The organism is Streptomyces sp. NPDC049813, assembly GCF_044465085.1.
GTDB lineage: Bacteria > Actinomycetota > Actinomycetes > Streptomycetales > Streptomycetaceae > Streptomyces.
Genome location: NZ_JBITLI010000001.1, coordinates 887,223 through 906,909 on the forward strand (window position 1 = coordinate 887,223; position 19,687 = coordinate 906,909).

20 protein-coding genes are annotated in these 19,687 nt (G+C 74.8%); 10 read left to right on the forward strand and 10 right to left on the reverse strand.

The window, feature by feature from the left end; genetic code table 11:
• Positions 1–19: 19 nt before the first annotated feature.
• The 5 genes from ACIBW6_RS03935 to ACIBW6_RS03955 all read left to right on the forward strand — a co-directional run bounded on the left by ACIBW6_RS03935 (position 20) and on the right by ACIBW6_RS03955 (position 3,707).
• Positions 20–1,219 (forward strand): thiolase family protein, encoded by a 1,200-nt coding sequence (locus tag ACIBW6_RS03935; protein WP_399056277.1) that lies wholly within the window; start codon positions 20–22, stop codon positions 1,217–1,219.
• Positions 1,216–1,887 carry a 3-oxoacid CoA-transferase subunit A gene (locus tag ACIBW6_RS03940; RefSeq protein WP_399056279.1) on the forward strand — a complete coding sequence of 224 codons (672 nt, stop codon included), beginning with the start codon at positions 1,216–1,218 and terminating at the stop codon, positions 1,885–1,887. The genes ACIBW6_RS03935 and ACIBW6_RS03940 overlap by 4 nt, the downstream gene beginning before the upstream one ends.
• Complete coding sequence (locus ACIBW6_RS03945) at positions 1,884–2,564, forward strand: 3-oxoacid CoA-transferase subunit B (RefSeq protein WP_399056281.1); 681 nt, start codon at positions 1,884–1,886, stop codon at positions 2,562–2,564. Before ACIBW6_RS03940 ends, ACIBW6_RS03945 begins: the two co-directional genes overlap by 4 nt.
• Before the next feature lie 70 nt (positions 2,565–2,634).
• Entirely contained in the window at positions 2,635–2,778 is a 144-nt protein-coding gene (locus tag ACIBW6_RS03950) for a hypothetical protein (RefSeq protein ID WP_399056283.1), read from the forward strand.
• Positions 2,775–3,707, forward strand: coding sequence for an anti-sigma factor RsbA family regulatory protein (locus ACIBW6_RS03955; RefSeq protein ID WP_399056286.1), 933 nt, complete (start codon positions 2,775–2,777; stop codon positions 3,705–3,707). Before ACIBW6_RS03950 ends, ACIBW6_RS03955 begins: the two co-directional genes overlap by 4 nt.
• A gap of 31 nt (positions 3,708–3,738) precedes the next feature.
• Here the strand turns inward: ACIBW6_RS03955 and ACIBW6_RS03960 are convergent, their stop codons facing one another.
• The 4 genes from ACIBW6_RS03960 to ACIBW6_RS03975 all read right to left on the reverse strand — a co-directional run bounded on the left by ACIBW6_RS03960 (position 3,739) and on the right by ACIBW6_RS03975 (position 7,091).
• Positions 3,739–4,662: a LysR family transcriptional regulator gene (locus tag ACIBW6_RS03960; RefSeq protein WP_399056288.1), complete on the reverse strand. Its 924-nt coding sequence runs from the start codon at positions 4,660–4,662 to the stop codon at positions 3,739–3,741.
• 141 nt (positions 4,663–4,803) lie between these two features.
• Positions 4,804–6,042, reverse strand: a complete 1,239-nt coding sequence (locus ACIBW6_RS03965) for a CU044_5270 family protein (RefSeq protein WP_399056291.1) — start codon at positions 6,040–6,042, stop codon at positions 4,804–4,806.
• Positions 6,039–6,596, reverse strand: a complete 558-nt coding sequence (locus ACIBW6_RS03970) for an RNA polymerase sigma factor (protein ID WP_399056293.1) — start codon at positions 6,594–6,596, stop codon at positions 6,039–6,041. Before ACIBW6_RS03970 ends, ACIBW6_RS03965 begins: the two co-directional genes overlap by 4 nt.
• A gap of 186 nt (positions 6,597–6,782) precedes the next feature.
• Complete coding sequence (locus ACIBW6_RS03975) at positions 6,783–7,091, reverse strand: hypothetical protein (protein ID WP_356491563.1); 309 nt, start codon at positions 7,089–7,091, stop codon at positions 6,783–6,785.
• 275 nt (positions 7,092–7,366) lie between these two features.
• On the opposite strand from ACIBW6_RS03975, the gene ACIBW6_RS03980 reads away from it, so the two are divergent.
• The gene (locus ACIBW6_RS03980; RefSeq protein WP_399056296.1) at positions 7,367–7,861 is read left to right on the forward strand and encodes a spore-associated protein A; all 495 of its coding nucleotides are present in this window, start codon (positions 7,367–7,369) and stop codon (positions 7,859–7,861) included.
• A 55-nt stretch (positions 7,862–7,916) separates the two neighbouring features.
• On the opposite strand, the gene ACIBW6_RS03985 is transcribed toward ACIBW6_RS03980, so the two are convergent.
• The 3 genes from ACIBW6_RS03985 to ACIBW6_RS03995 are packed head-to-tail and all read right to left on the reverse strand — an operon-like array spanning position 7,917 to position 11,429.
• Complete coding sequence (locus ACIBW6_RS03985) at positions 7,917–9,491, reverse strand: FAD-dependent oxidoreductase (protein ID WP_399056298.1); 1,575 nt, start codon at positions 9,489–9,491, stop codon at positions 7,917–7,919.
• Positions 9,488–10,216, reverse strand: a complete 729-nt coding sequence (locus ACIBW6_RS03990) for a class I SAM-dependent methyltransferase (RefSeq protein ID WP_399056301.1) — start codon at positions 10,214–10,216, stop codon at positions 9,488–9,490. The genes ACIBW6_RS03985 and ACIBW6_RS03990 overlap by 4 nt, the downstream gene beginning before the upstream one ends.
• A 25-nt stretch (positions 10,217–10,241) precedes the next feature.
• A complete protein-coding gene (locus ACIBW6_RS03995; RefSeq protein ID WP_399056303.1) occupies positions 10,242–11,429 on the reverse strand; it encodes a lycopene cyclase family protein in 1,188 nt (395 codons plus the stop codon).
• 199 nt (positions 11,430–11,628) lie between these two features.
• Between ACIBW6_RS03995 and ACIBW6_RS04000 the strand changes: the two genes are divergently transcribed.
• From ACIBW6_RS04000 to ACIBW6_RS04015, 4 genes are read left to right on the forward strand one after another with little or no spacing between them, the layout of a single operon-like run.
• Positions 11,629–12,888: a polyprenyl synthetase family protein gene (locus tag ACIBW6_RS04000; RefSeq protein WP_399056305.1), complete on the forward strand. Its 1,260-nt coding sequence runs from the start codon at positions 11,629–11,631 to the stop codon at positions 12,886–12,888.
• A complete protein-coding gene (locus ACIBW6_RS04005) occupies positions 12,885–14,423 on the forward strand; it encodes a phytoene desaturase (protein ID WP_399056307.1) in 1,539 nt (512 codons plus the stop codon). The genes ACIBW6_RS04000 and ACIBW6_RS04005 overlap by 4 nt, the downstream gene beginning before the upstream one ends.
• Positions 14,420–15,424, forward strand: a complete 1,005-nt coding sequence (locus ACIBW6_RS04010) for a phytoene/squalene synthase family protein (protein ID WP_399056309.1) — start codon at positions 14,420–14,422, stop codon at positions 15,422–15,424. The genes ACIBW6_RS04005 and ACIBW6_RS04010 overlap by 4 nt, the downstream gene beginning before the upstream one ends.
• Positions 15,421–16,431, forward strand: a complete 1,011-nt coding sequence (locus ACIBW6_RS04015; RefSeq protein ID WP_399056311.1) for a DUF5914 domain-containing protein — start codon at positions 15,421–15,423, stop codon at positions 16,429–16,431. The genes ACIBW6_RS04010 and ACIBW6_RS04015 overlap by 4 nt, the downstream gene beginning before the upstream one ends.
• 67 nt (positions 16,432–16,498) lie before the next feature.
• On the opposite strand, the gene ACIBW6_RS04020 is transcribed toward ACIBW6_RS04015, so the two are convergent.
• The 3 genes from ACIBW6_RS04020 to ACIBW6_RS04030 are packed head-to-tail and all read right to left on the reverse strand — an operon-like array spanning position 16,499 to position 19,598.
• A complete protein-coding gene (locus ACIBW6_RS04020; protein ID WP_399056313.1) occupies positions 16,499–16,678 on the reverse strand; it encodes a DUF6480 family protein in 180 nt (59 codons plus the stop codon).
• A gap of 56 nt (positions 16,679–16,734) precedes the next feature.
• Positions 16,735–19,026, reverse strand: coding sequence for an FdhF/YdeP family oxidoreductase (locus ACIBW6_RS04025; RefSeq protein ID WP_399056315.1), 2,292 nt, complete (start codon positions 19,024–19,026; stop codon positions 16,735–16,737).
• A 59-nt stretch (positions 19,027–19,085) separates the two neighbouring features.
• Positions 19,086–19,598 carry an SRPBCC family protein gene (locus tag ACIBW6_RS04030; RefSeq protein ID WP_399056318.1) on the reverse strand — a complete coding sequence of 171 codons (513 nt, stop codon included), beginning with the start codon at positions 19,596–19,598 and terminating at the stop codon, positions 19,086–19,088.
• Positions 19,599–19,687 lie beyond the last annotated feature (89 nt).

Consider the following 19,687-nt stretch of genomic DNA (forward strand, 5'->3'; position numbering starts at 1 on the left):
GCGCTCCTAGGGTGAGCCCGTGACCGACAGTTACGTGTACGCGGCAGCACGCACCCCGTTCGGGCGATTCGCGGGCGCCCTGGCGGAGGTCCGCCCCGACGACCTCGCCGCGCTCGCCGTCACCGGGACGCTCGCCAAGACCCCGGACCTGGACCCGGCCCACATCGACGACGTGGTCTGGGGCAACGCCAACGGCGCGGGCGAGGACAACCGGAACGTCGGCCGCATGGCCGTCCTGCTGGCGGGCCTGCCGACCTCGGTGCCCGCCACGACCGTGAACCGCCTCTGCGGCTCCTCCCTGGACGCCGCCCTCATCGCCTCGCGCGCCATCGAGACCGGCGACGCGTCCGTCGTGCTCACCGGCGGGGTGGAGTCGATGACCCGGGCGCCGTGGGTGCTGCCCAAGCCCGCCAAGGCGTTCCCCGCCGGCGACGTGACGGCCGTGTCCACGACCCTGGGCTGGCGCCTCGTCAACGACCGCATGCCCAAGGAGTGGACCGTCTCCCTGGGCGAGGCCAACGAACAGCTGGCCGACCGCTTCGCCGTGGGCCGCGAGCGCCAGGACGCCTTCGCCGCCCGCTCCCACCGCCTCGCCGACGAGGCCTGGAACGCCGGCTTCTACGACGACCTGGTCGTCCCCGTCGACACCGAGGGCGCCACGTTCGGCCGGGACGAAGGCATCCGGCCCGGTTCCACCCCGGAGAAGCTGGCCGCGCTCAAGCCCGTCTTCCGCCCCGACGGTGTGATCACGGCCGGCAACGCCTCCCCCCTGAGCGACGGCGCCTCCGCGGTCCTGCTGGGCTCCGGCGCCGCCGCGGCGCGGATCGGCACCGAACCGCTCGCCCGGATCGCGGGACGCGGCGTGTCCGCCCTGGACCCGCAGCTGTTCGGCTACGCGCCCGTGGAGGCCGCCGGCCGGGCGCTGCGGCGCGCGGGCGTCGCCTGGTCCGACGTCGGGGCCGTCGAGCTGAACGAGGCGTTCGCCGTGCAGTCCCTCGCGTGCGTCGACGCCTGGGGCGTCGACCCGGAACGGGTGAACGCCAAGGGCGGGGCGATCGCCCTCGGCCACCCGCTGGGCGCCTCCGGCGGACGCCTGCTCGGCACCCTGGCGCACCGGCTGCGCGACTCCGGTGAGCGGTGGGGCGTCGCGGCCCTGTGCATCGGAGTCGGCCAGGCCCTCGCCGTCGTCCTGGAGAACGTCACGGGAGGCACCCGATGACCACGCGGGTGTGCGCGGACGCCGACGAGGCCGTGGCCGGGATCGCGGACGGCTCCACGGTGCTGGTCGGCGGGTTCGGCATGGCCGGGATGCCGGTCGAGCTGATCGACGCCCTCATCCGGCAGGGTGCGGGTGACCTCACCGTCGTGTCCAACAACGCAGGCAACGGGGACACCGGACTGGCCGCGCTGCTGGCCGAGGGCCGGGTCCGCAAGGTGATCTGCTCCTTCCCGCGGCAGGCGGACTCATGGGTGTTCGACGGCCTGTACCGGGCGGGCCGCATCGAGCTGGAGGTCGTCCCGCAGGGCAACCTCGCGGAGCGCATGCGGGCGGCCGGGGCCGGGATCGGAGCCTTCTACTGCCCCACCGGCGTCGGGACCCTGCTCGCCGAGGGCAAGGAGACCCGCGTCATCGACGGGCGTACGTATGTGCTGGAGTACCCGATCAAGGGCGACGTCGCGCTGATCGGCGCCCACCGCGCCGACCGGATGGGCAACCTCGTCTACCGCAGGACCGCGCGCAACTTCGGGCCCGTCATGGCCACCGCGGCGACCACGGTGATCGCCCAGGTCCGCGAGGTCGTCGAGACCGGCACGATCGATCCGGAGGCCGTCGTGACCCCGAGCATCTTTGTCGACCGCGTGGTGCAGGAGGCGGGACGCGCATGAACCCGACGAGCGGAACGGAGCCGGCGACCGGCGAGCGCGGCCCGCTGGGCAAGCACGACATCGCCGCCCTCATCGCCCGCGACGTCCCCCACGGCGCCTTCGTCAACCTGGGCATCGGGCAGCCGACCCTCGTCGCCGACCACCTCGGCGCCGACTCCGGGGTGGTGCTGCACACCGAGAACGGCATGCTCAACATGGGGCCCGCCGCCCGGGAAGGCGAGATCGACCCCGATCTGACCAACGCGGGCAAGATTCCCGTCACCGAGCTGCCGGGGGCCGCGTACTTCCACCACGCGGACTCCTTCGCCATGATGCGCGGCGGCCACCTGGACCTCTGCGTCCTCGGCGCGTTCCAGGTCTCGACCACGGGCGACCTCGCCAACTGGCACACGGGCGCGCCGGACGCCGTCCCCGCCGTCGGCGGGGCGATGGACCTGGCGATCGGGGCGAAGCGGGTCTACGTGATGATGACGCTCTTCACCAAGGACGGCGCGCCCAAGCTGGTGCCCGAGTGCGGCTACCCGCTCACCGGCCTCGCCTGCGTCGACCGCGTCTACACGGATCACGCGGTCTTCGACATCACGCCGCGGGGGATCACCGTGCGCCGAACCTTCGGCATCACGCCGGACGACCTCGCGGCGCGCCTGGAGGTCCCGCTCACCTTCGCCGGAGCGTGAGACCGCCCCGGATGTCGGGTGCCCGAGCCCCGGGGTACAGTCCAGAGATCGCAAGGAGTAGGGGCGTGAGGTGACCGGAGCGCGGGCGGAGACGTCGTCGGCCCTCCCCGCGACCTCCGTGATCGAACTGCCGTTCCCCATCTGGGCCGGTGACGCCGGCCCGCACGCGCCCGGGCCGAGCCCCCTGGCCCTCGCCGAGGCGGCCGGCCGATGAGCACCGAGTCGGCCACCCAGCCCTTCGATCATCCGGCGCTGTTCTACCGCGGCGAGCAGGAGTACCTCGCGGGCACCGTGCCGTTCGTCGAGGAGGCCCTCGCCGCCGGGGACCCGGTGGCCGTGGCCGTACCCGGCGCCAACCTCGCGCTCATCCGGGCCGCGCTGGGCGGACAGGCCGCGCGGGTGCGGCTCCTCGACATGGAGCGGGCCGGGCGCAACCCCGGGCGGATCATCCCGCGGGTGCTGCGCGCCTTCGCCGAGGGCCACCCCGGGCGCCGGGCCCGCATCCTCGGCGAGAGCATCTGGGCGGGCCGCACCGCCGTCGAGTACCCCGCCTGCGTCCAGCACGAGGCGCTGACGAACGTGGCGTTCCAGGGCCGCGCAGCAACGATTCGCTGCCTGTACGACGCGGCCCGGCTGGCGGAGTCGGTGCTCGCCGACGCCTACGTCACCCACCCCACGGTCATCGACTCGGGCACGCGCGCCGACAGCGCGGCCTACGCCCCGCAGGAGCTCCTCGCCCGGTACAACCAGCCCCTGAGCGCACCGCCCGACACCCCGGCCACGGCCTACACGGCGACCAGCCTCGGCGAGGTCCGGCACGTGGCCACCCGCAGCGCCGCCGCGTCCGGACTGCGTACCCCGCGGCTCGACGACTTCGAACTGGCCGTCGCCGAGCTGACGACGAACAGCGTGGTCCACGGCGGAGGGCGGGGGACGCTGCGGGTCTGGGCCGATGACCGGCACGTGATCTGCGAGGTCCAGGACGCCGGACTCATCGACGACCCGCTGGCCGGACGCCGCCTGCCGCCCCGGGAGCAGCACGGCGGACGCGGCCTGCTGCTGGTGAACGTGGTGGCGGACCTGGTACGGACGTACAGCGCCCCGGACCGGGGAACGACGACGCGCGTCTACTTCCGCCGCTGACCCGGCGGCCCCGGCGCGGCGTCCCGGCGCGTCACCCGTGCTGGGCCTGGAGGACCGGTGCGCGACCGGGGTCGCCGGGCACCGCCTCGCCCCAGGTCTCCTGACGGAGCAGGCCGAGCAGGGCCGTCTCCGCCGGGCCCGCGTCGTCGCGGAGCACCGCGATGACGGGCTGGGACACGGCCGGGTGGACCGGCCGCGCGAGGTGTTCGTGCCCGGGCGGCACCGTGGACGCCGGGACGAGCGTGATGCCCAGCCCGTCGGCGGCCCAGCGCACGGCCGTCGCGGTCCGGGAGACGCGGGCGGCCGTGACCGGACTCAGCCCGTTCTCCCGCACCACCGCCAGCAGGACGCCGTCGAGCGCGCTCTCCCGGTCGAAGCGCACCCACGGCTCGCCCGCCAGGTCCGCCAGGGCGACCCGGTCCGCGGCGAGCTGCGGATGGCCGGGGCCGAGCACCACGACGAACTCCTCCTCGCCGAGGCGGTGGGCGTCGGCCGGGGTCCGCTCGCACGCCGCCATCAGGGCCAGGCCGAGTCCGCCGCGGTGGCAGAGCCGCTCCAGCTCGGCGGAGCTGGACTGTTCGAGGACGGTGACCTCCAGGCGGGGGTGGCGGCGGCGCAGCGCGCTCAGGGCGCCCGGGAACTGCCGCGTCCCGAAGCCCATCTGCACGGCCACGACCAGCTCGCCCGCCGGTTCGTCGGCGCCGGCCCTGGCCGTCGCCCGCGCCCGCCGCGCCGCCCGCACCGCGACCTCCGCCTCGCGCAGGAAGTCCCGGCCGACGGCGGTGGGGACGAGGCCGGTGGGCGTGCGCGCGAACAGCTCCACGCCGAGGTCTCGCTCCAGACCGCGGATCTGCTGGGACATCGAGGGCTGGGCGACCCGCAGCAGCTCCGCCGCCGCCGTCACCGAACCGGCCTCGGCGACGGCCAGGGCGTACTCGAACTGGCGAAGGCTCATCGGTGGCCGTCTCCTTCTGGGCTCTGCGGCTGGTGGTCGTAGTGCGGTAACTCCGTTCCAGCGGCGCGGATTCCCGCCGGCCGCGAGCGGACCCGGCCGAAAGGTGCGCCCGGGCGGGGGTGGCCGCCCGGGCGCGCGGGCTCAGTACCGGGCGTCGTCCGGCACCGTGATCTGCCGCTCGGCCCAGCCCATGCGGGTCGTCGCCGTGTAGTTCACGGTCGTGCCCGCGGTCAGCCCCGCCGCCCGGGCCCGGGCGGCGGGGGAGACCAGGACCAGCTGCTCACAGAGCATCTCGCCGGTGGCCCCGTCGACAACGAGGCGCTGTTCCACCCTGCCCAGCGGGTTGTCGAAGGTGCCGGGGAAGGTGAAACCGGCGCCGGTACGGCCCAGCGGGTCGGTGACGCGCCCCAGCCCGCGAACGCCCGGCAGGTCGGCCATCACCCGGTAGGCAGCCGCGCGGACAGCGGGCTTGACCGGCATGGTGACGAGGTCGGCCGCCTGGCGCAGGACATAGGCAGTCCGGCCCTGTTCCGCGTCGGCGCCGCTGTCCGCCTTGTAGAGGCTCTCCAGTTCGCGCCGCAACGCATCGCGGCCGGCGGGCAGTTCACGCAGGTCCCGGTAGGTGATGTTCCGCGGGCCCAGAGCGTAGATCTTGTCGCCGGCGTCCGTGCGCATCACCATCGGCGCCTTTCCGTCGCCCAGCTTGTACGCGCGCGTGCCGCCTCGTCCGCCCGCGATCTCGGCCTGCACCGTGGCGGGCGAGCCGGCGGCCCGCCAGCGCGCCCCGTCCGCCGCGGTGCGCGGCTTCGTCTCGGCGTCCACCCCGGTGACCATGAGGCTCCGGGTCCCCGGGCGCACCCCCACGGACCACTTTTCGGTCGAGGTGGAACGCACCGCGAAGGGCTGCCCCTCGCCGCCCGCCGCGCTGACCACGTCCACGTCCTGCGACCGCGTACTGGTCTGCCAGTACGTCCCTTCCGCGGCGGGGGCCTCCGCCCGCTCGGCCACACTCAGCAGCTCCAGGCGCCCGTCCACGGAGGTCGCGGCCCGCCCGTCCGGCGACGACGTGCCCGGGCCCCCGGCGACGGAGTGCGGGCTGCCCTGCGGGCCGTTCCCGTCGAGCGTGCTCACGACCACCGCGGAGGCCGCGACGGCGGCCAGGGCCGCCGCGGTCCCCAGCGGCCGCAGCCCGCCCCGGAAGCGTCCGGGGGCCCGCAGGCGGGTCGCGCGGGCGTCCGTCTCCCCGGCCATGATCCGCGCCAACTCCGTCCGCCCGCGGGGCGAGTCCGCGAGAGCGGCGGGGTCCAGCGCGTCGGGCCGGGCGTCCGCGAGCACCTTCATGACGTCGGGCCGGCCGGACCGTTCGGGGGTGTGCTTCATGTGAGTGCTCCTTCGCGATCGGTGCGGGTCGCCCGCGGTGCTGAGGTCGTGTCGGCCGGATACGCCACGTCGAAGGCCTTCTCCAGGCGGCGCCGCGCCCGGTGCAGGCGGACGGTGAGCGTCGCGATGCTGCAGTTCAGGACCCGCGCCGCCTGTTTGGCGCTGAGACCGTGCCAGGCGAGGAGCGTCAACAGCTCCCGGTCGGCGGCGGACAGGGCCGCCAGGGCCCGCAGCGCGGCCTCCCGTTCGGTGACGTCCGCGGCCACGTCGCCGACGTCCGGCCGGGCGCCGATGCTGATGCGCTGCGCCTCGGCGGCGACGAGGGCGAACTGATGGCTGTCCCTGCGCCGCAGCTCGCGCACGAGGTTGCGGGCCACGCCCAGCAGCCACGGCAGTTCGGGCCGCGGGATGTCCCGCACCCGCCGCCAGGCCACGGTGAAGGTCTCACTCGTGATGTCCTCCCCCGTCTGCCGGCCCACCAGGCTCGTGGTGTACGCGAGGACGCGGGGGTGGCACTCCTCGTAGATCTCCCGGAAACGTTGGGCATGTGTCATGCGCCGTCCCTCTTATCGGCTCTCATACCTAGCAATGCGCCCGACGGTCCGGTTCTTACAGGGGGAACGGAAAAAAGGGTGGTCTACGTAGGCGCCGGGGCAGCCTGACATGCCGTAGGCGGCTGGCTGGTCGCCGGCCGCCTACGGTGCGGTGCGGATCCGAAGAGGGCTCGACGAGCCCCGCCGTCAGACGGCCATGCCGTAGACGATCGTGAAGAGCGTGCCGAGCGAACCGATGATGAACACACCGGTGAGGCCCGCGATGATGAGGCCCTTGCCCTGCTCCGCGCTGAAGGTGTCGCGCAGCGCGGTGGCGCCGACGCGCTGCTTCGCCGCGCCCCAGATCGCGATGGCCAGGCAGAGCAGGATCGCGACGGCCATGACGACCTGGATCATCGTCTTCGCCTCGGTGCCGAGCGCGCCGAAGGGGCCCCAGTCAGGGGCGATGCCGCCGATCAGCGTGCTGATGTCGCCCTTCTCGGCTGCGATCAACATGTGCGTGTCCTCCTTGAGTTGACCCTGCGCTGCTCCCACCGTAGCCGGGGTCGCGCGCGCCGCCAGAGGGGGCGGCGCGGACGGGACGGTGACATCTGGTGACAGAACGGTGACGAGCCGCGCCCCAACCAACTCTCCCGTTCTCCGGTCTTACTCGGTGTGCGGCGCCCGGCAGTCGACCGGCCGGACGCCGCCACCGCGCCCGACCGGCGCACCGGGCCCAGAACACCGGGTCACGGAACCAGACAGAGCACAGGACCACAGGGGGATCCGAAATGAAGCACGTCCGTCACGCCGCCGCCGTCGCCGTCCTCGTCACCGGGGGAGCCCTCGCTCTCGCGGTGCCCGCCACCGCCTCCACCACCGTCTCCGCGGCGGCGCCCGCCGCCGCGCACCCGGCCGCGAAGGCGGCCCCCGCGCCGACGGAGGCCCCCGTCGCGAAGTACAACGGCGCCTGCGGGGCCGGTCACAAGGTGATCGACTCGGCCAACATGGAGCTGCTCGGCACCACTTTCCTCACCTACAACAAGACGACCGGCGAGAACTGTGTGGTCACCGTGCGCACCAAGCCGGGCGCTGCGGTGAGCATGTTCGCCAGGCTCAGCTCCGCGACGGGCGGGACGACGACCGACCGCGGCCGGTTCACCACGTACGCCGGGCCCGTCTTCCTGGAGGCGCGCGGCGAGTGCGTCACCTGGGAGGGCGGCATCAGCACGTACTCCACGAAGGGGACCGGCCACTGCGGCGCGTTCGCGGCGCGGCGCGGCTGACCCCGGGACGCGGCGGTCCTGCCACCCCGGCCGGGGAGGCAGGCCCGCCGCGTGCTCAGCGGGCCGGAACCCACTCGGCGCCCCAGCGCGCGAGCCCGCGCAGCGCGGTGTTCCGGCCGCGCGCGGGGACGGTCCACAGCTCGTGACCGCGCAGCCGCCACCGCTCCAGCAGGGCGTTGGCGGCGAGCATGCCGCTGGTCGCCGCCCGTTCCATCAGTGCCACCGGCAGGCCCGTGCGGACCAGGTCACCGGCCACCATGAGCGCGGGGTTCGACGTACGCACGGCGGGGCGGTCGGCGTACCCGTCCACGGCGAACAAGGGGCAGTCCTGGCGCCATTCGTGCCGGGCGTCGACGACGCGTGCCGCTCGGGTCTCCGGATAGATCCGGTGCAACTGGTCGACCAGGCGCTGCTGTTCGGCCTCCCGGTCGGCGGAGTCGACCGTGTCGGCGACTGCGTAGGCGTGCAGCTCGACCACCGATCCGCCCGTGCGGCGCGACCAGGTGTGGGCCTCGCGCTCCCACCGGTCCAGCACACTGACGTTGTCCAGGCTGCCGAAGCCGCTGGTCCCGAGGAAGCCCGCCCGGTCGGCGGCGAGCGGACGGTCGAGCCAGAGCCGGGAGACGAGGAAGGCGGGCGCGGTCCGCAGCCCCGCGACGCGCGCGTACCAGCCGTCGTCGGCGAGGCCCGGGCTGTCCGCGGCAACCTTCCGCAGGCCGTCGGTGTCGAGCGCGAGGACGCACGCGTCGAACTCCCGCGTGCGCGTCCCCGTGCTCACGCCGAAACCGCCGCCCGGGCCGGCGGTGACGCGGTCGACCGGCGCGGACGTCCGGATGTCGGCACCCATGGACTCCAGGTAGGCGCGCAGGGGTTCCCACAGCGCGGTCGGGAAGGGGTCGTCGGGCACGTCGAAGAGGAGGCCCTCCGCCGACCCGAGGAAGTAGATGTGGAACATGAGCGCCATCTCGGCCGCCGAGAGCCGGCGCGGATCGGCGAAGAAGCTGCGGGAGAACACCTCGAAGGCCAGGTGGTGCGCGGCCGCGGGGAAGCGGATCGAGGCCAGCAGGTCGTGCGCGCTGCACGCGTCCAGCCGCTCGTAGACCTCCGGGACGCGGACGTCCATCAGCGGCAGGGCCCCGCGTGCGTTCATCCGGGGCAGGTCGGCGAGGGTGAAGCTCGGGCTGGTCAGGGCGAAGCCCAGGGCGCTCCACGGCGGTGTCCGCGGCACGTGCCGGAAGCTGTCCCGCATCCCGTCGGCGTGCCACAGCGGGTAGTCGGGCAGCCGCGTCAGCCGCTCCAGGTGCGGATCGGTCCGCCGCAGCAGCGCCCGCAGGTTGTAGTACTGGCGGAAGAAGGCGTGGAAGCCGCGGCTCATCGTGGCCGTCGAACCGTCGGCGAGGCGCGTGCTCCAGCCGGCCAGCCGGCCGCCGAGCGAGGCCTCGCGCTCGAAGAGGGTGACGCGCACGCCGCGTTCGGCCAGCCCCACGGCGGCCGCGAGACCGGCGATGCCCCCGCCGACGACCGCCGCCGACGGCGCGGTCCCGGTGGCCCGCGCCGCACCGGGCGCGGCCGGCACATGGACGGCCCGGCGGTCCGCGGCGCCCGGCGGCAGCCGGTGCCCGCCCGTCATCCGCGCGCCCCCGCACCCGGCACCCGGCCGACGACGGTGTGGGTGATGCCCGTCTGCCAGCCGGGCAGCGGCAGGACCCGCACCCCCGCGAACCCGGCGTCCGTCATCCGGCCCGCGAACCGGTCCGCGGTGTCGAACTCGATGACGCTGCGCCACAGATGCTGGTAGAGCGCGCCGTCCCCCAGCGCGGTCGTGACGGGCAGCAGCCCCGCGCAGACCGCCGACCACACGGCACGGTGCCGGTGCTTGCCGCTCAGCGTGTAGTCGTGCACGGCGAGCCGCCCGCCCGGCGCCAGCACCTCGCGCACCGCCGACAGGATCCGGTCCGGGTCGGCCGTGTTGCGGAACAGGTAGGCCGCGAGGACGGCGTCGAAGGGGCCCGTGACGCCCGCGTCGGCCAGGTGCTCGGCCGGGCTGTGCACGAAGGTGACGTCGCCGGGCCAGCGTTTCGCCGCGGCCCGCTCCAGCATCCCGGCCGAGGCGTCCACGGCGGTGATCCGGGCCTCCGGGAGCACGGACAGCAGCGCGGCGGTCGACGCCCCGGTGCCGCAGCCCAGGTCCAGGACGTGCAGCCCCCGTCCGCGGCCGGGCAGACCCAGGCCCAGGCGCCGCGCCGAGCGGCGCAGTTGGGCGTGGTAGCCGGGATTGGCCCGCACGAGGGCGTCGTAGCTGCGGGCGGCGTGGTCGAAGGCACGGGCGAGGGGCGCGTCGCGCAGGGTCGGCATGGTTCTCCTTGGCGAGCCCCGAGGTTCAGGGCGTGGGGGAGGGGCGCAGCGGACGGGAGGGCAGGGAGGCCGCGCTGCGCAGCAGGGGCAGGACCGGGCTGTGCAGCCCGATGGACAGGTCCTCGTAGAGCGAGGTCGCGCCGTCGAGGAAGCGCAGCAGCCGCTCGGTGGGGACCCGGGAGAACAGCCGCGTGAAGAAGGCAGCCCCCTCCAGACGGCCGCTGGCCAGGGCGTGCAGCAGGACCGCGTCCATCGCGTGGGAGCGCGGCGAGTGCGGCGCGGGCGGCACCGGCCGCCGGCCCGCGAGGAGGGCTTCGGTCAGGGCCGTCGTCTGGCGCTGGATGGCGGCGAAGGTGTAACCGGTCGACGGGCGGGTGGCACCGCCCGCCGCGCCGATCCGGAAGACGGACCCGCCGCTCTGGCGGGCGAACCGGGCGTCCGTCATCGGGATGAGGCCCTCCTCGCGGGCTTCGACCTGGAAGTCGCGCAGGCCGAGCACCTCGTGCAGATAGGCGTGCAGGGCCCGGTCGTACTCCTCGGGCGGCAGCACGGACGACGAGAACTGCGTGTACTCGACCAGGGCGGTGTTCGCGGCCGTGGGCAGGACGTAGGTGAAGGCGAGGCCGCGCTCCGGTTGCGGGGTGCGGAAGTCCATCAGGTCGATGGAGTCCGCGTCGAAGACGGGCCCGGGGGCGCGGACGAACCAGCCGCGGAAGTGCTGGAGCAGCGTCGTCCGGGACCGCGGGAGGCTGCCCAGCGGCCGTGAGTCGAAGACCCAGCGCGCCGACAGGGTCAGGGCCCGGCCGTCGGGCGTGCGCGCCAGCACGTCGGCGCCGGCCGCGGTCCCCTCGACCGCCTCGACCGTCGCCTCCGTGCGCGTCACACCGGGCCGCCCCGCCAGCCGCCGCGCGACCAGCGCCTCGAAGTCGGTGGAGCGGATCATCTTGTACCGCACCGAACCCGTGCGCGCGTCCACCAGGTGGCCGTCGGGGCCGTGGACCCGCATCCGGTTCCAGGCGGCGGTGACGGCCTCGTCGTAGCGGCCCGCGCCCTCCTCCCAGAAACACCAGGTCCGCGGCGCGGGGCGCACCGGGCCCGGGGGTGCCTCGATCAGCCGTACCGAGAGCGCGGACGACGCGGTGCCCAGTCGCTCCGCCAGCGACAGACCCGCGGCGCCCGCGCCGATGATCACGACGTCCGACCGCACCCGCACCTCCGGCTGTAGACCGCTAGCTCCGAGAAGCCCTTCCCGTCCGCGGGCGATCACGGATGCACCCCGCCGCCGAACGCGCGCGGGGTGCGGCGACCGGCAGATCTCAGGTTGCCGCCGTGCGGTGCATCCGATCACGTGGGAGACAGGGAAAGCCTCTGGACAGCACTTTGCCAGCCCTGCCACCCCAGAAGGAGCCGACATGCCCCCCGATGAGGCAACAGGCGCAGCCACGGCTGTGGTGCCGCACGACGGGGCGGACCGCGTCGCGAACGATCTGTCCGCGCGCGTCGGCCGGGCGCCGGTGCCGGTCCGCGCGCGGCAGGTCGACGCCGACGTGACGGGGACCGTCGAGCGCCGCCTCGCCCTGCTCCTGGCCCGTCGGGTCGCGGAGGCCGGCTCGGTCGACGCCGTCTTCGGCGTCGACGTCGCCGAACGCGTCGCCCGCTTCACCCTCGCCGGCGGCCGGCGGATCCGGCCGCAGTTCCTGTGGTGGGGGCTGCGCGCCTGCGGACCGCCCGACGACGGGCAGATCGACGCCGCCCTCCCGCTGGCCGTGGCCCTGGAACTGCTGCAGACCTGCGCGCTCGTCCACGACGACGTCATGGACCGGGCCCCCACTCGGCGTAGCCGCCCCGCCCTGCACGCCGACTACGCGGCGCAGTACGCGCCGCCCGGCCACCCGGGCGGCGCACGGTTCGGCGAATCGGCCGCCATCCTCGCCGGGGACCTCGCGTTGGCCTGGGCCGACGACGAGGTGGCCGCGCTGCCGCTGCCCGCCCGCCGCGCGGGCGCGATCCGCCGGACCTGGTCGCGGATGCGCATGGAGATGGTGGCCGGGCAGTACCTGGACGTCCAGGGCGAGCTGACCCGCGACCGGTCCCTGGGCCAGGCCCTGGGCGTCGCGTGCCTCAAGACGGCCCGCTACACCGTCGAGCGCCCGCTCCAGCTCGGCGCGGTGCTCGGCGGGGCCGACGAGCCGACGCTGCGGGCCCTGTGCGCGGCGGGCCGCGGTGCCGGGCTTGCCTTCCAGCTCCGCGACGACCTCGACGACGTGTTCCCGGGCGCCGCCCGGCGCGGCAAACCCGCGGGCGGCGACCTGCGCGCCGGCAAACCCACCTACCTCGTGGCGCTGGCCCACGCCCGCGCCGAAGCGGCCGGGGACCGGACGTCCCTGCGGGTCCTGGAGCACTGCCTGGGCCGCCCGGGGCTCGACGAGAGCGGCCTGTCCGACGTCCGGCACGTGCTCGAACACACCGGCGCCCGGCAGGACGTCGAGGAGAAGATCAGGACCCTGACCGCGCGCAGCCTGCGCCACCTGGACGCGGCGCCCCTGGACCCGCTGGCCCGCGCCCGCCTGCGTACCCTCGTCCGGCAGGCGGCCGGTCCCGGTGCGCCGCCGGGCGGTGCCAAGTCCGCCCCGGGCGGTGCCGCGTCCGCCCCGGGCGGGGGCGCGGCATGAGGACCGTACGCGGGAAGACGGACCACGTGGTCGTGGTCGGCGCCGGCCTGTCCGGTCTCGCCGCCACGCTCCACCTGCTGGGGGCGGGCCGCCGCGTCACCCTGGTCGAGGCCGGGGACCTGCCCGGCGGCCGGGCGGGGCAGCTGCGGCGCGGGGGGTACCGCATCGACACCGGGCCGACCGTGCTGACCATGCCCGAACTGGCCGACGAGGCCTTCGCCGCCGTCGGGGAGCGGCTGCGCGACCGCGTGGACCTCATCGCGCTGCACCCCGCCTACCGGGCGTCGTTCGCCGATGGCAGCAGCCTCGACGTCCACACCGACGCGGCCGCGATGACCCAGGCCGTCGAGGAGTTCGCCGGCCCCCGGGAAGCGGCCGGCTACACCCGCCTGCGCGACTGGCTGGGGCGCCTCTACCGGGCGCAGATGAAGCACTTCATCGACACGAACTTCGACTCGCCGCTGCAACTGCTCACCCCCGACCTCGCCCGGCTCGCCGCGCTCGGCGGCTTCGGCCGGATGGACGCGCAGATCAGCCGGTTCATCAAGGACGAACGGCTGCGCCGCGTCTTCTCCTTCCAGGCCCTGTACGCCGGGGTCCCCCCGGCCCGCGCCCTGGCGGCCTACGCGGTCATCGCCTACATGGACACCGTCGCCGGCGTCTACTTCCCCCGCGGCGGCATGCACGCCCTGCCCCAGGCCATGGCCGACGCCGCCGCGGCCGCCGGGGCCGAACTGCGCTACGGGCACCGCGTCGAGCGCCTGGAGCGCACCGGCGAGCGGATCACCGCCGTCGTCACCGACGCCGGACGCATCCCCTGCGACGCCGTCGTCCTCACCCCCGACCTGCCCGTCACCTACCGGCTGCTCGGCCGCACCCCGCGCCGCTCCCGGCCGCTGCGGCACGCGCCGTCGGCGGTGATCCTGCACGCGGGCACCGACCGCACCTGGCCGCAACTGGCCCACCACACGCTCTCGTTCGGAGCGGCCTGGCACCACACCTTCGACGAACTCACCCGCCACGGCCGACTGATGAGCGACCCCTCCCTGCTCATCACCCGGCCCACCGCCACCGACCCCGCGCTCGCCCCGCCCGGCCGGCACCTGCACTACATCCTGGCTCCCTGCCCCAACACCGACATCGGGCCGAGCCCGGCCCAGTGGGCCGACCTCGCGCCCCGCTACCGCGCCGGACTCCTCACCGAGCTGGAGCGGCGCGGCCTGGACGGCATCGGCTCCGCCCTCGAAGAGGACTGCCTCGTCACCCCCGCCGACTGGCACGCCCAGAGCCACGCGGCCGGCACCCCGTTCTCCGCCGCGCACACCTTCGCCCAGACCGGCCCCTTCCGGCCCCGCAACCTCGTCCGCGGCACCGCCAACGCGGTCCTCGCCGGCTGCGGGACCACCCCCGGCGTCGGCGTGCCCACCGTCCTGCTGTCCGGGAAGCTCGCCGCCGCCCGGATCACCGGCTCCCGCACCGCCCGCGCCCGCGGCCAGGTCCACCCCCCGAGGCCCCACGGAGGAGCACCCGCGTGACCGCCCGAGAACTCGACGCCGCAGGCATCACCGACCCCGCCCTGCGCGACGCCTACCTGCACTGCCGCCGGCTCAACGCCCGCCACGGCAAGACCTACTTCCTCGCCACCCGGCTGCTCCCCGGCCACCGGCGCCCCGCCGTCCACGCCCTCTACGGCTTCGCCCGCTGGGCCGACGACATCGTCGACTGCCACGGCCGCGACCTCGACCCCGCGCGGCGCGCCGCCGCCCTCGCGGCCCTGTCGGACAGCCTGCGGCACGGCCTGAGCACACGCCGCAGCGCCGAGCCCGTCGTCCACGCCCTCGCCGACACCGCCCACCGCTACGCGATCGACCCGCGCCACTTCCACGACTTCATGGCGTCGATGCGTGACGACCTCACGGTTACGGACTACCCGACCTACGACGACCTGCGCCGGTACATGCACGGCTCGGCCGCCGTGATCGGTCTGCAGATGCTCCCCGTGCTGGGCGCCACCGTGCCCCGCGCCGAGGCCGAACCGTACGCCGCGGCCCTCGGCGTCGCCTTCCAGCTCACCAACTTCCTGCGCGACGTGGGAGAGGACCTCGACCGCGGGCGCGTCTACGTCCCCGCGGACCTGCTGGACGCCCACGGCGTCGACCGCGAGCAGTTGCGGTGGAGCCGGGACACCGGCCGCCGCAACCCGCGCATCACCCGCGCCCTCAAGGCGTTCGAAGCCCTGACCCGCTCCGTCTACCGGCAGGCGGTCCCCGGCATCGCCCTGCTGGATCCGGTCTCCCGGCCCTGCATCCGCACCGCCTTCGTGCTCTACTCCGGCATCCTCGACGCCGTGGCCGACGACGGGTACAGCGTGCTCCACCGGCGCGCGGCGGTCCCGCGCCGCCGCCGCGCGGCCGTGGCCCTGGACGGGCTCGCCCGGATCGCGCACGCCCGGATCAGCCACCGCGCGACGCCCGCCGCCGGCGCCCCGCCCGCCGAGTTCAGGCCGGCCGCGCCCGTCCGGCAGGGGGCGGCGTGAGCGGGCGGCGCGGCTCCGCCCGCTTCCCGCTGACGCTGCGCAGGAACCCGCCCGCGTGGGAGCGGCAGGAACCCACCTGGCGGGCGGCGCGGCCCGCCGTGATCGAGACGGCGCTGAAGCGGGCGCAGGCCCGCCCCTCGGGCAACTGGTACGTCGTCGGGGCCGCAGCGGACGTGCCCCGGCAGGCGCCCCTCGGCCGGACGGTCGCGGGCCGCGAACTCGTCCTGTGGCGCGACGCGCAGGGCCGGATCGCCGCGGGCCCAGGCGCCTGCCCGCACCTGGGCGCGCCGCTCAAGGACAGCCCGGTGCGCTGCGGCACCCTCGTCTGCCACTGGCACGGCATGGCCCTGGACGCGCAGGGCAGGGACGGCTGGCGCACGCTGCCGGTGCACGACGACGGCGTCCTGGTGTGGGTGCGGCTGGACGGCGTCGGCCAGGAGCAGCCGCTGGAGCGGCCGGTCGTCCCGGCGCGGCCGGATCCGGCGCGGTCCGTGCAGGCGGTCTACACCGGCCTGGGCCGCTGCGAGCCCGAGGACGTCGTGGCCAACCGGCTCGACCCCTGGCACGGCGCCTGGTTCCACCCGTACTCGTTCGTCGACCTGCGCGTCACGGAGAGCCCCGAGGGCGACGCGGACACGGAGACGGACCGGTTCGTGGTCGAGGTCAGCTTCCGGCTCACCTCACGACTCGTGGTGCCCGTCCGCGCCGTGTTCACGGCGCCCGAGCCCCGTACCGTCGTCATGCACATCACCGACGGCGAGGGCCGCGACTCGGTGGTCGAGACGCACGCCACGCCGCTGACGGCCGAAGGACACCGCGCGCCGCGGACCGCCGTCGTCGAAGCGGTGATCGCCACGTCCGAGCGGCCCGGTTTCACCCTCGCGCGGCACGCGTCCGTCGTCCTGCGACCGCTGATGCGCGCGGCGGCGGGCCGGCTCTGGCGCGACGACCTGGCCTATGCCGAGCGCCGGTGGACGCTGCGCTCGCGCCCGGACCCGCGCCCGTGACGCGAGCGTCGAGCCCGACGACGGGCGCGGGCGTCGTGCCTGACGGTCGCCGCGTCGTGCCCGGCGGTCAAAGACCCCAGATCCGGGCCACGAAGTAGCCGGCCACCAGGGCGGCTCCGATCACGATGAGCCACGCCCACCAGGCGGGGTGTTCCCACATCCCGCCGTCGGCCCGTTCCTGATGGGCCTCGGCGGTCGAGCCCTCCGCGGGCGGGGTCTCTGTCGGCGGTACGAGTATGTGCGTCATCCCTCCACGGTCTCGCGCGCCGGGGAGGACCGCACCTCGGGCCAGGACCCGGGCCGTCAGCGCGCTTCGAGGCGGACCACGATGCCCTTGGACGTCGGCGTGTTGCTCCCGTCGGCGACGCTGTCCAGCGGCACGAGGACGTTGGCCTCCGGGTAGTACGCGGCGGCGCAGCCGGGCGGCGTCGAGTAGGAGACCAGCCGGAAGTCGTCCGCCCGGCGCTCCGTACCGTCCCGCCAGACGCTGACCACGTCGACCCGCTGACCGTCCTCGAAGCCGAGGGAGCGCAGGTCGGAGGGGTGGACCAGCAGGACGCGGCGGGAGCCGTGGATGCCGCGGTAGCGGTCGTTCGTCGTGTACGGCACCGTGTTCCACTGGTCGTGCGAGCGCAGGGTCTGCAGCAGCAGATGGCCCGCGGGGGCACGCAGCATCTCGAAGTCGTTGCAGGTGAACTGCGCCTTGCCGCTGGGGGTCGGGTAGACGCCGTCGTTGACCGGGTTCGGCAGGCCGAAGCCGCCCGGCTTCGCCACGCGGGCGTTGAAGTTGTGGAAGCCCGGCACGACCCGGGAGATGTGCTCCCGGATGTGGCCGTAGTCCTCCTCGAACGCGGCCCAGGGGACCGCCACCCGGTCCCCGAGTGTGCGGCGGGCGAGCCTGCTGAGGATCGCCACCTCGCTGAGCAGGTGCTTCGAGGCGGGTTCCCGGTGCCCGCGGGAGGCGTGCACCTGGCTCATGGAGTCCTCCACGGTGACGAACTGCTCGCCGCCCTCCTGGCGGTCCCGCTCGGTGCGGCCCAGCGTGGGCAGGATCAGCGCGGTGTCGCCGCACACCGCGTGCGAGCGGTTGAGCTTCGTGGAGATGTGCGCGGTGAGCCGGCAGCGGCGCATCGCGTCCGCGGTCAGGTCGCTGTCGGGCGTGGCCCGCACGAAGTTGCCCGCGAGCCCCAGGAACACCTTGATCCGGCCCTCCGCCATGGCCCGGATGGAGTCCACGGTGTCCAGGCCGTGCGCGGACGGCGGGGTGAAGTCGAACTCGCGCTCCAGCGCGTCCAGGAACGTCTGCGGCATCTGCTCCCAGATGCCCATCGTCCGGTCGCCCTGGACGTTGCTGTGCCCGCGCACCGGGCAGACCCCCGCGCCCGGCCTGCCGATGTTGCCCCGCAGCAGCAGGAAGTTGACGACCTCGCGGATGGTGGGCACCGCGTGCTTCTGCTGGGTGAGCCCCATCGCCCAGCACACGACGATCCGCTCGCTGGCCAGCACCCGGTCCCGCAGCTCCTCGATCTGGGCCCGCCGCAGCCCGGTCGCCGCCAGCACCTGCGGCCAGGAGACGGTACGGCGCAGGTGGTCGGCGAACTTCTCGAAGCCCTCGGTGCGGGCGTCGATGAACGCCCGGTCGAGGACGGTGCCCGGCGCCGCCTCCTCGGCCTCGAGGAGCAGCAGGTTCAGGGCCTGGAGGAGGGCGAGGTCGCCGCCGAGGCGGATCTGCAGGAACTGGTCGGCGATGTTGGTGCCACGACCGATCACGCCGCGCGGCTTCTGCGGGTTCTTGAACCGCATCAGCCCCGCCTCCGGCAGCGGGTTGACGGCGACGATCGTGCCGCCCCTGCGCTTGGTCTCCTCCAGGGCGGAGAGCATCCGGGGGTGGTTGCTGCCCGGATTCTGGCCGAGGCTCAGGACGAGGTCGGCGTGGTGGAGGTCGGGCAGGCTGACGTCGCCCTTGCCGATCCCCAGCGTCTCGTGCAGCGCGGTGCCGCTGGACTCGTGGCACATGTTGGAGCAGTCCGGCAGGTTGTTGGTGCCCAGCGCGCGGGCGAAGAGCTGCAGGACGAACGCCTGCTCGTTGCCGGCCCGGCCCGAGGTGTAGAAGACCGCCTCGTCGGGGGAGTCCAGGGCGCGCAGCTCCTCGGCGATCAGGCCGAGGGCGTCGTGCCAGCTGATGGGCTCGTAGTGGTCGCGGCCCGGCCGCTTCACCATGGGCTGGGTCAGCCGCCCCTGCTGGTTCAGCCACCGGTCCGAGGCCTGCGCCAGCTCGGAGACGGAGTGGCGGGCGAAGAACTCGGGGGTGACGCGCCTCGTCGTGGCTTCGTCGTTCGTGTGCTTCGCGCCGTTCTCGCAGTACTCGTTCGTGTGGCGGTTGCCCGGATCCGGGTCCGGCCAGGCGCAGCCGGGGCAGTCGAACCCCTTGGCCTGGTTCAGCTCCAGCAGGTTCAGGGTCGTACGCCGCGGCGAGGTCTCGGCCAGGGAGTACTGGACCGCGTGCGCGACCGCGGGAACGCCGGCCGCCCAGGTCTTCGGCGGGGTGATCCTCGCCTGCTCGCCGCCGGGGTCCGCGGTCGATGACTCGTCCACCACATCAGCCTTTCGTTCGTCGCCGCCGCTGTGCCCACCGCGCAGAGGCCGGGAAGGGTTCAGCCCGTGGGCCAGTGCGGCACCGGCCGGGGCGCGTGCTCGGCCTCCGGCTCCACCCGGCCGTCGACGACGGTGCCGCGCCAGGCGCCGGTCTCCGCGCCCTGGCCCTCGATGTACTCCTTGAAGCCGCCCACGCAGGCGTGGACCTGACGGCGGACCAGGCCCAGGGAGTCGGCGGCCCGCTCGGTCAGGCCGCCCGGGGTGAAGTCGAGGCGGTAGCGCATCCGGCAGCGGGCGTCGCCCAGGGGCTCGAAGCGGACCGAACCGGTGTGGTGCGGCTCGTGCATGCTGCGCCACACCACCAGCTCGTCGGGGCGCTGCTCGATGACCTTGGCGTCGAACTCGCGGGTCCTGCCGGCGAACCGGGTGACCCAGTGCGAGAGGGTGACCTGCGGCTTGTCGACCCGCTCCACCGCGTCCATGAACCGCGGGAAGGTGTCGAACTGCGTCCACTGGTTGTAGGCCGCCCGCACCGGTACGTCGATGTCGACGACGCCCTCGATCACGCTCATAGCTGCCCTGTCTGTCTGCGTCCGTCTGCGTATGTCTGCGTGTGTATGAGTCTGTCTGCACCAGCGGGTGGGAGCTGCCGGGTACCCGC

Bases quoted from the DNA above. Each gene is read 5' to 3' on its own strand.
- ACIBW6_RS03945 (WP_399056281.1), top strand. From the start codon at position 1,884: ATGAACCCGACGAGCGGAACGGAGCCGGCGACCGGCGAGCGCGGCCCG.
- ACIBW6_RS03985 (WP_399056298.1), bottom strand. From the start codon at position 9,491: ATGACGGGCGGGCACCGGCTGCCGCCGGGCGCCGCGGACCGCCGGGCC.
- ACIBW6_RS04030 (WP_399056318.1), bottom strand. From the start codon at position 19,598: ATGAGCGTGATCGAGGGCGTCGTCGACATCGACGTACCGGTGCGGGCG.
- ACIBW6_RS03990 (WP_399056301.1), bottom strand. From the start codon at position 10,216: ATGCCGACCCTGCGCGACGCGCCCCTCGCCCGTGCCTTCGACCACGCC.
- ACIBW6_RS03970 (WP_399056293.1), bottom strand. From the start codon at position 6,596: ATGACACATGCCCAACGTTTCCGGGAGATCTACGAGGAGTGCCACCCC.
- ACIBW6_RS03940 (WP_399056279.1), top strand. From the start codon at position 1,216: ATGACCACGCGGGTGTGCGCGGACGCCGACGAGGCCGTGGCCGGGATC.
- ACIBW6_RS04005 (WP_399056307.1), top strand. From the start codon at position 12,885: ATGAGGACCGTACGCGGGAAGACGGACCACGTGGTCGTGGTCGGCGCC.
- ACIBW6_RS03980 (WP_399056296.1), top strand. From the start codon at position 7,367: ATGAAGCACGTCCGTCACGCCGCCGCCGTCGCCGTCCTCGTCACCGGG.
- ACIBW6_RS03965 (WP_399056291.1), bottom strand. From the start codon at position 6,042: ATGAAGCACACCCCCGAACGGTCCGGCCGGCCCGACGTCATGAAGGTG.
- ACIBW6_RS03955 (WP_399056286.1), top strand. From the start codon at position 2,775: ATGAGCACCGAGTCGGCCACCCAGCCCTTCGATCATCCGGCGCTGTTC.
- ACIBW6_RS03975 (WP_356491563.1), bottom strand. From the start codon at position 7,091: ATGTTGATCGCAGCCGAGAAGGGCGACATCAGCACGCTGATCGGCGGC.
- ACIBW6_RS04000 (WP_399056305.1), top strand. From the start codon at position 11,629: ATGCCCCCCGATGAGGCAACAGGCGCAGCCACGGCTGTGGTGCCGCAC.
- ACIBW6_RS03960 (WP_399056288.1), bottom strand. From the start codon at position 4,662: ATGAGCCTTCGCCAGTTCGAGTACGCCCTGGCCGTCGCCGAGGCCGGT.
- ACIBW6_RS04020 (WP_399056313.1), bottom strand. From the start codon at position 16,678: ATGACGCACATACTCGTACCGCCGACAGAGACCCCGCCCGCGGAGGGC.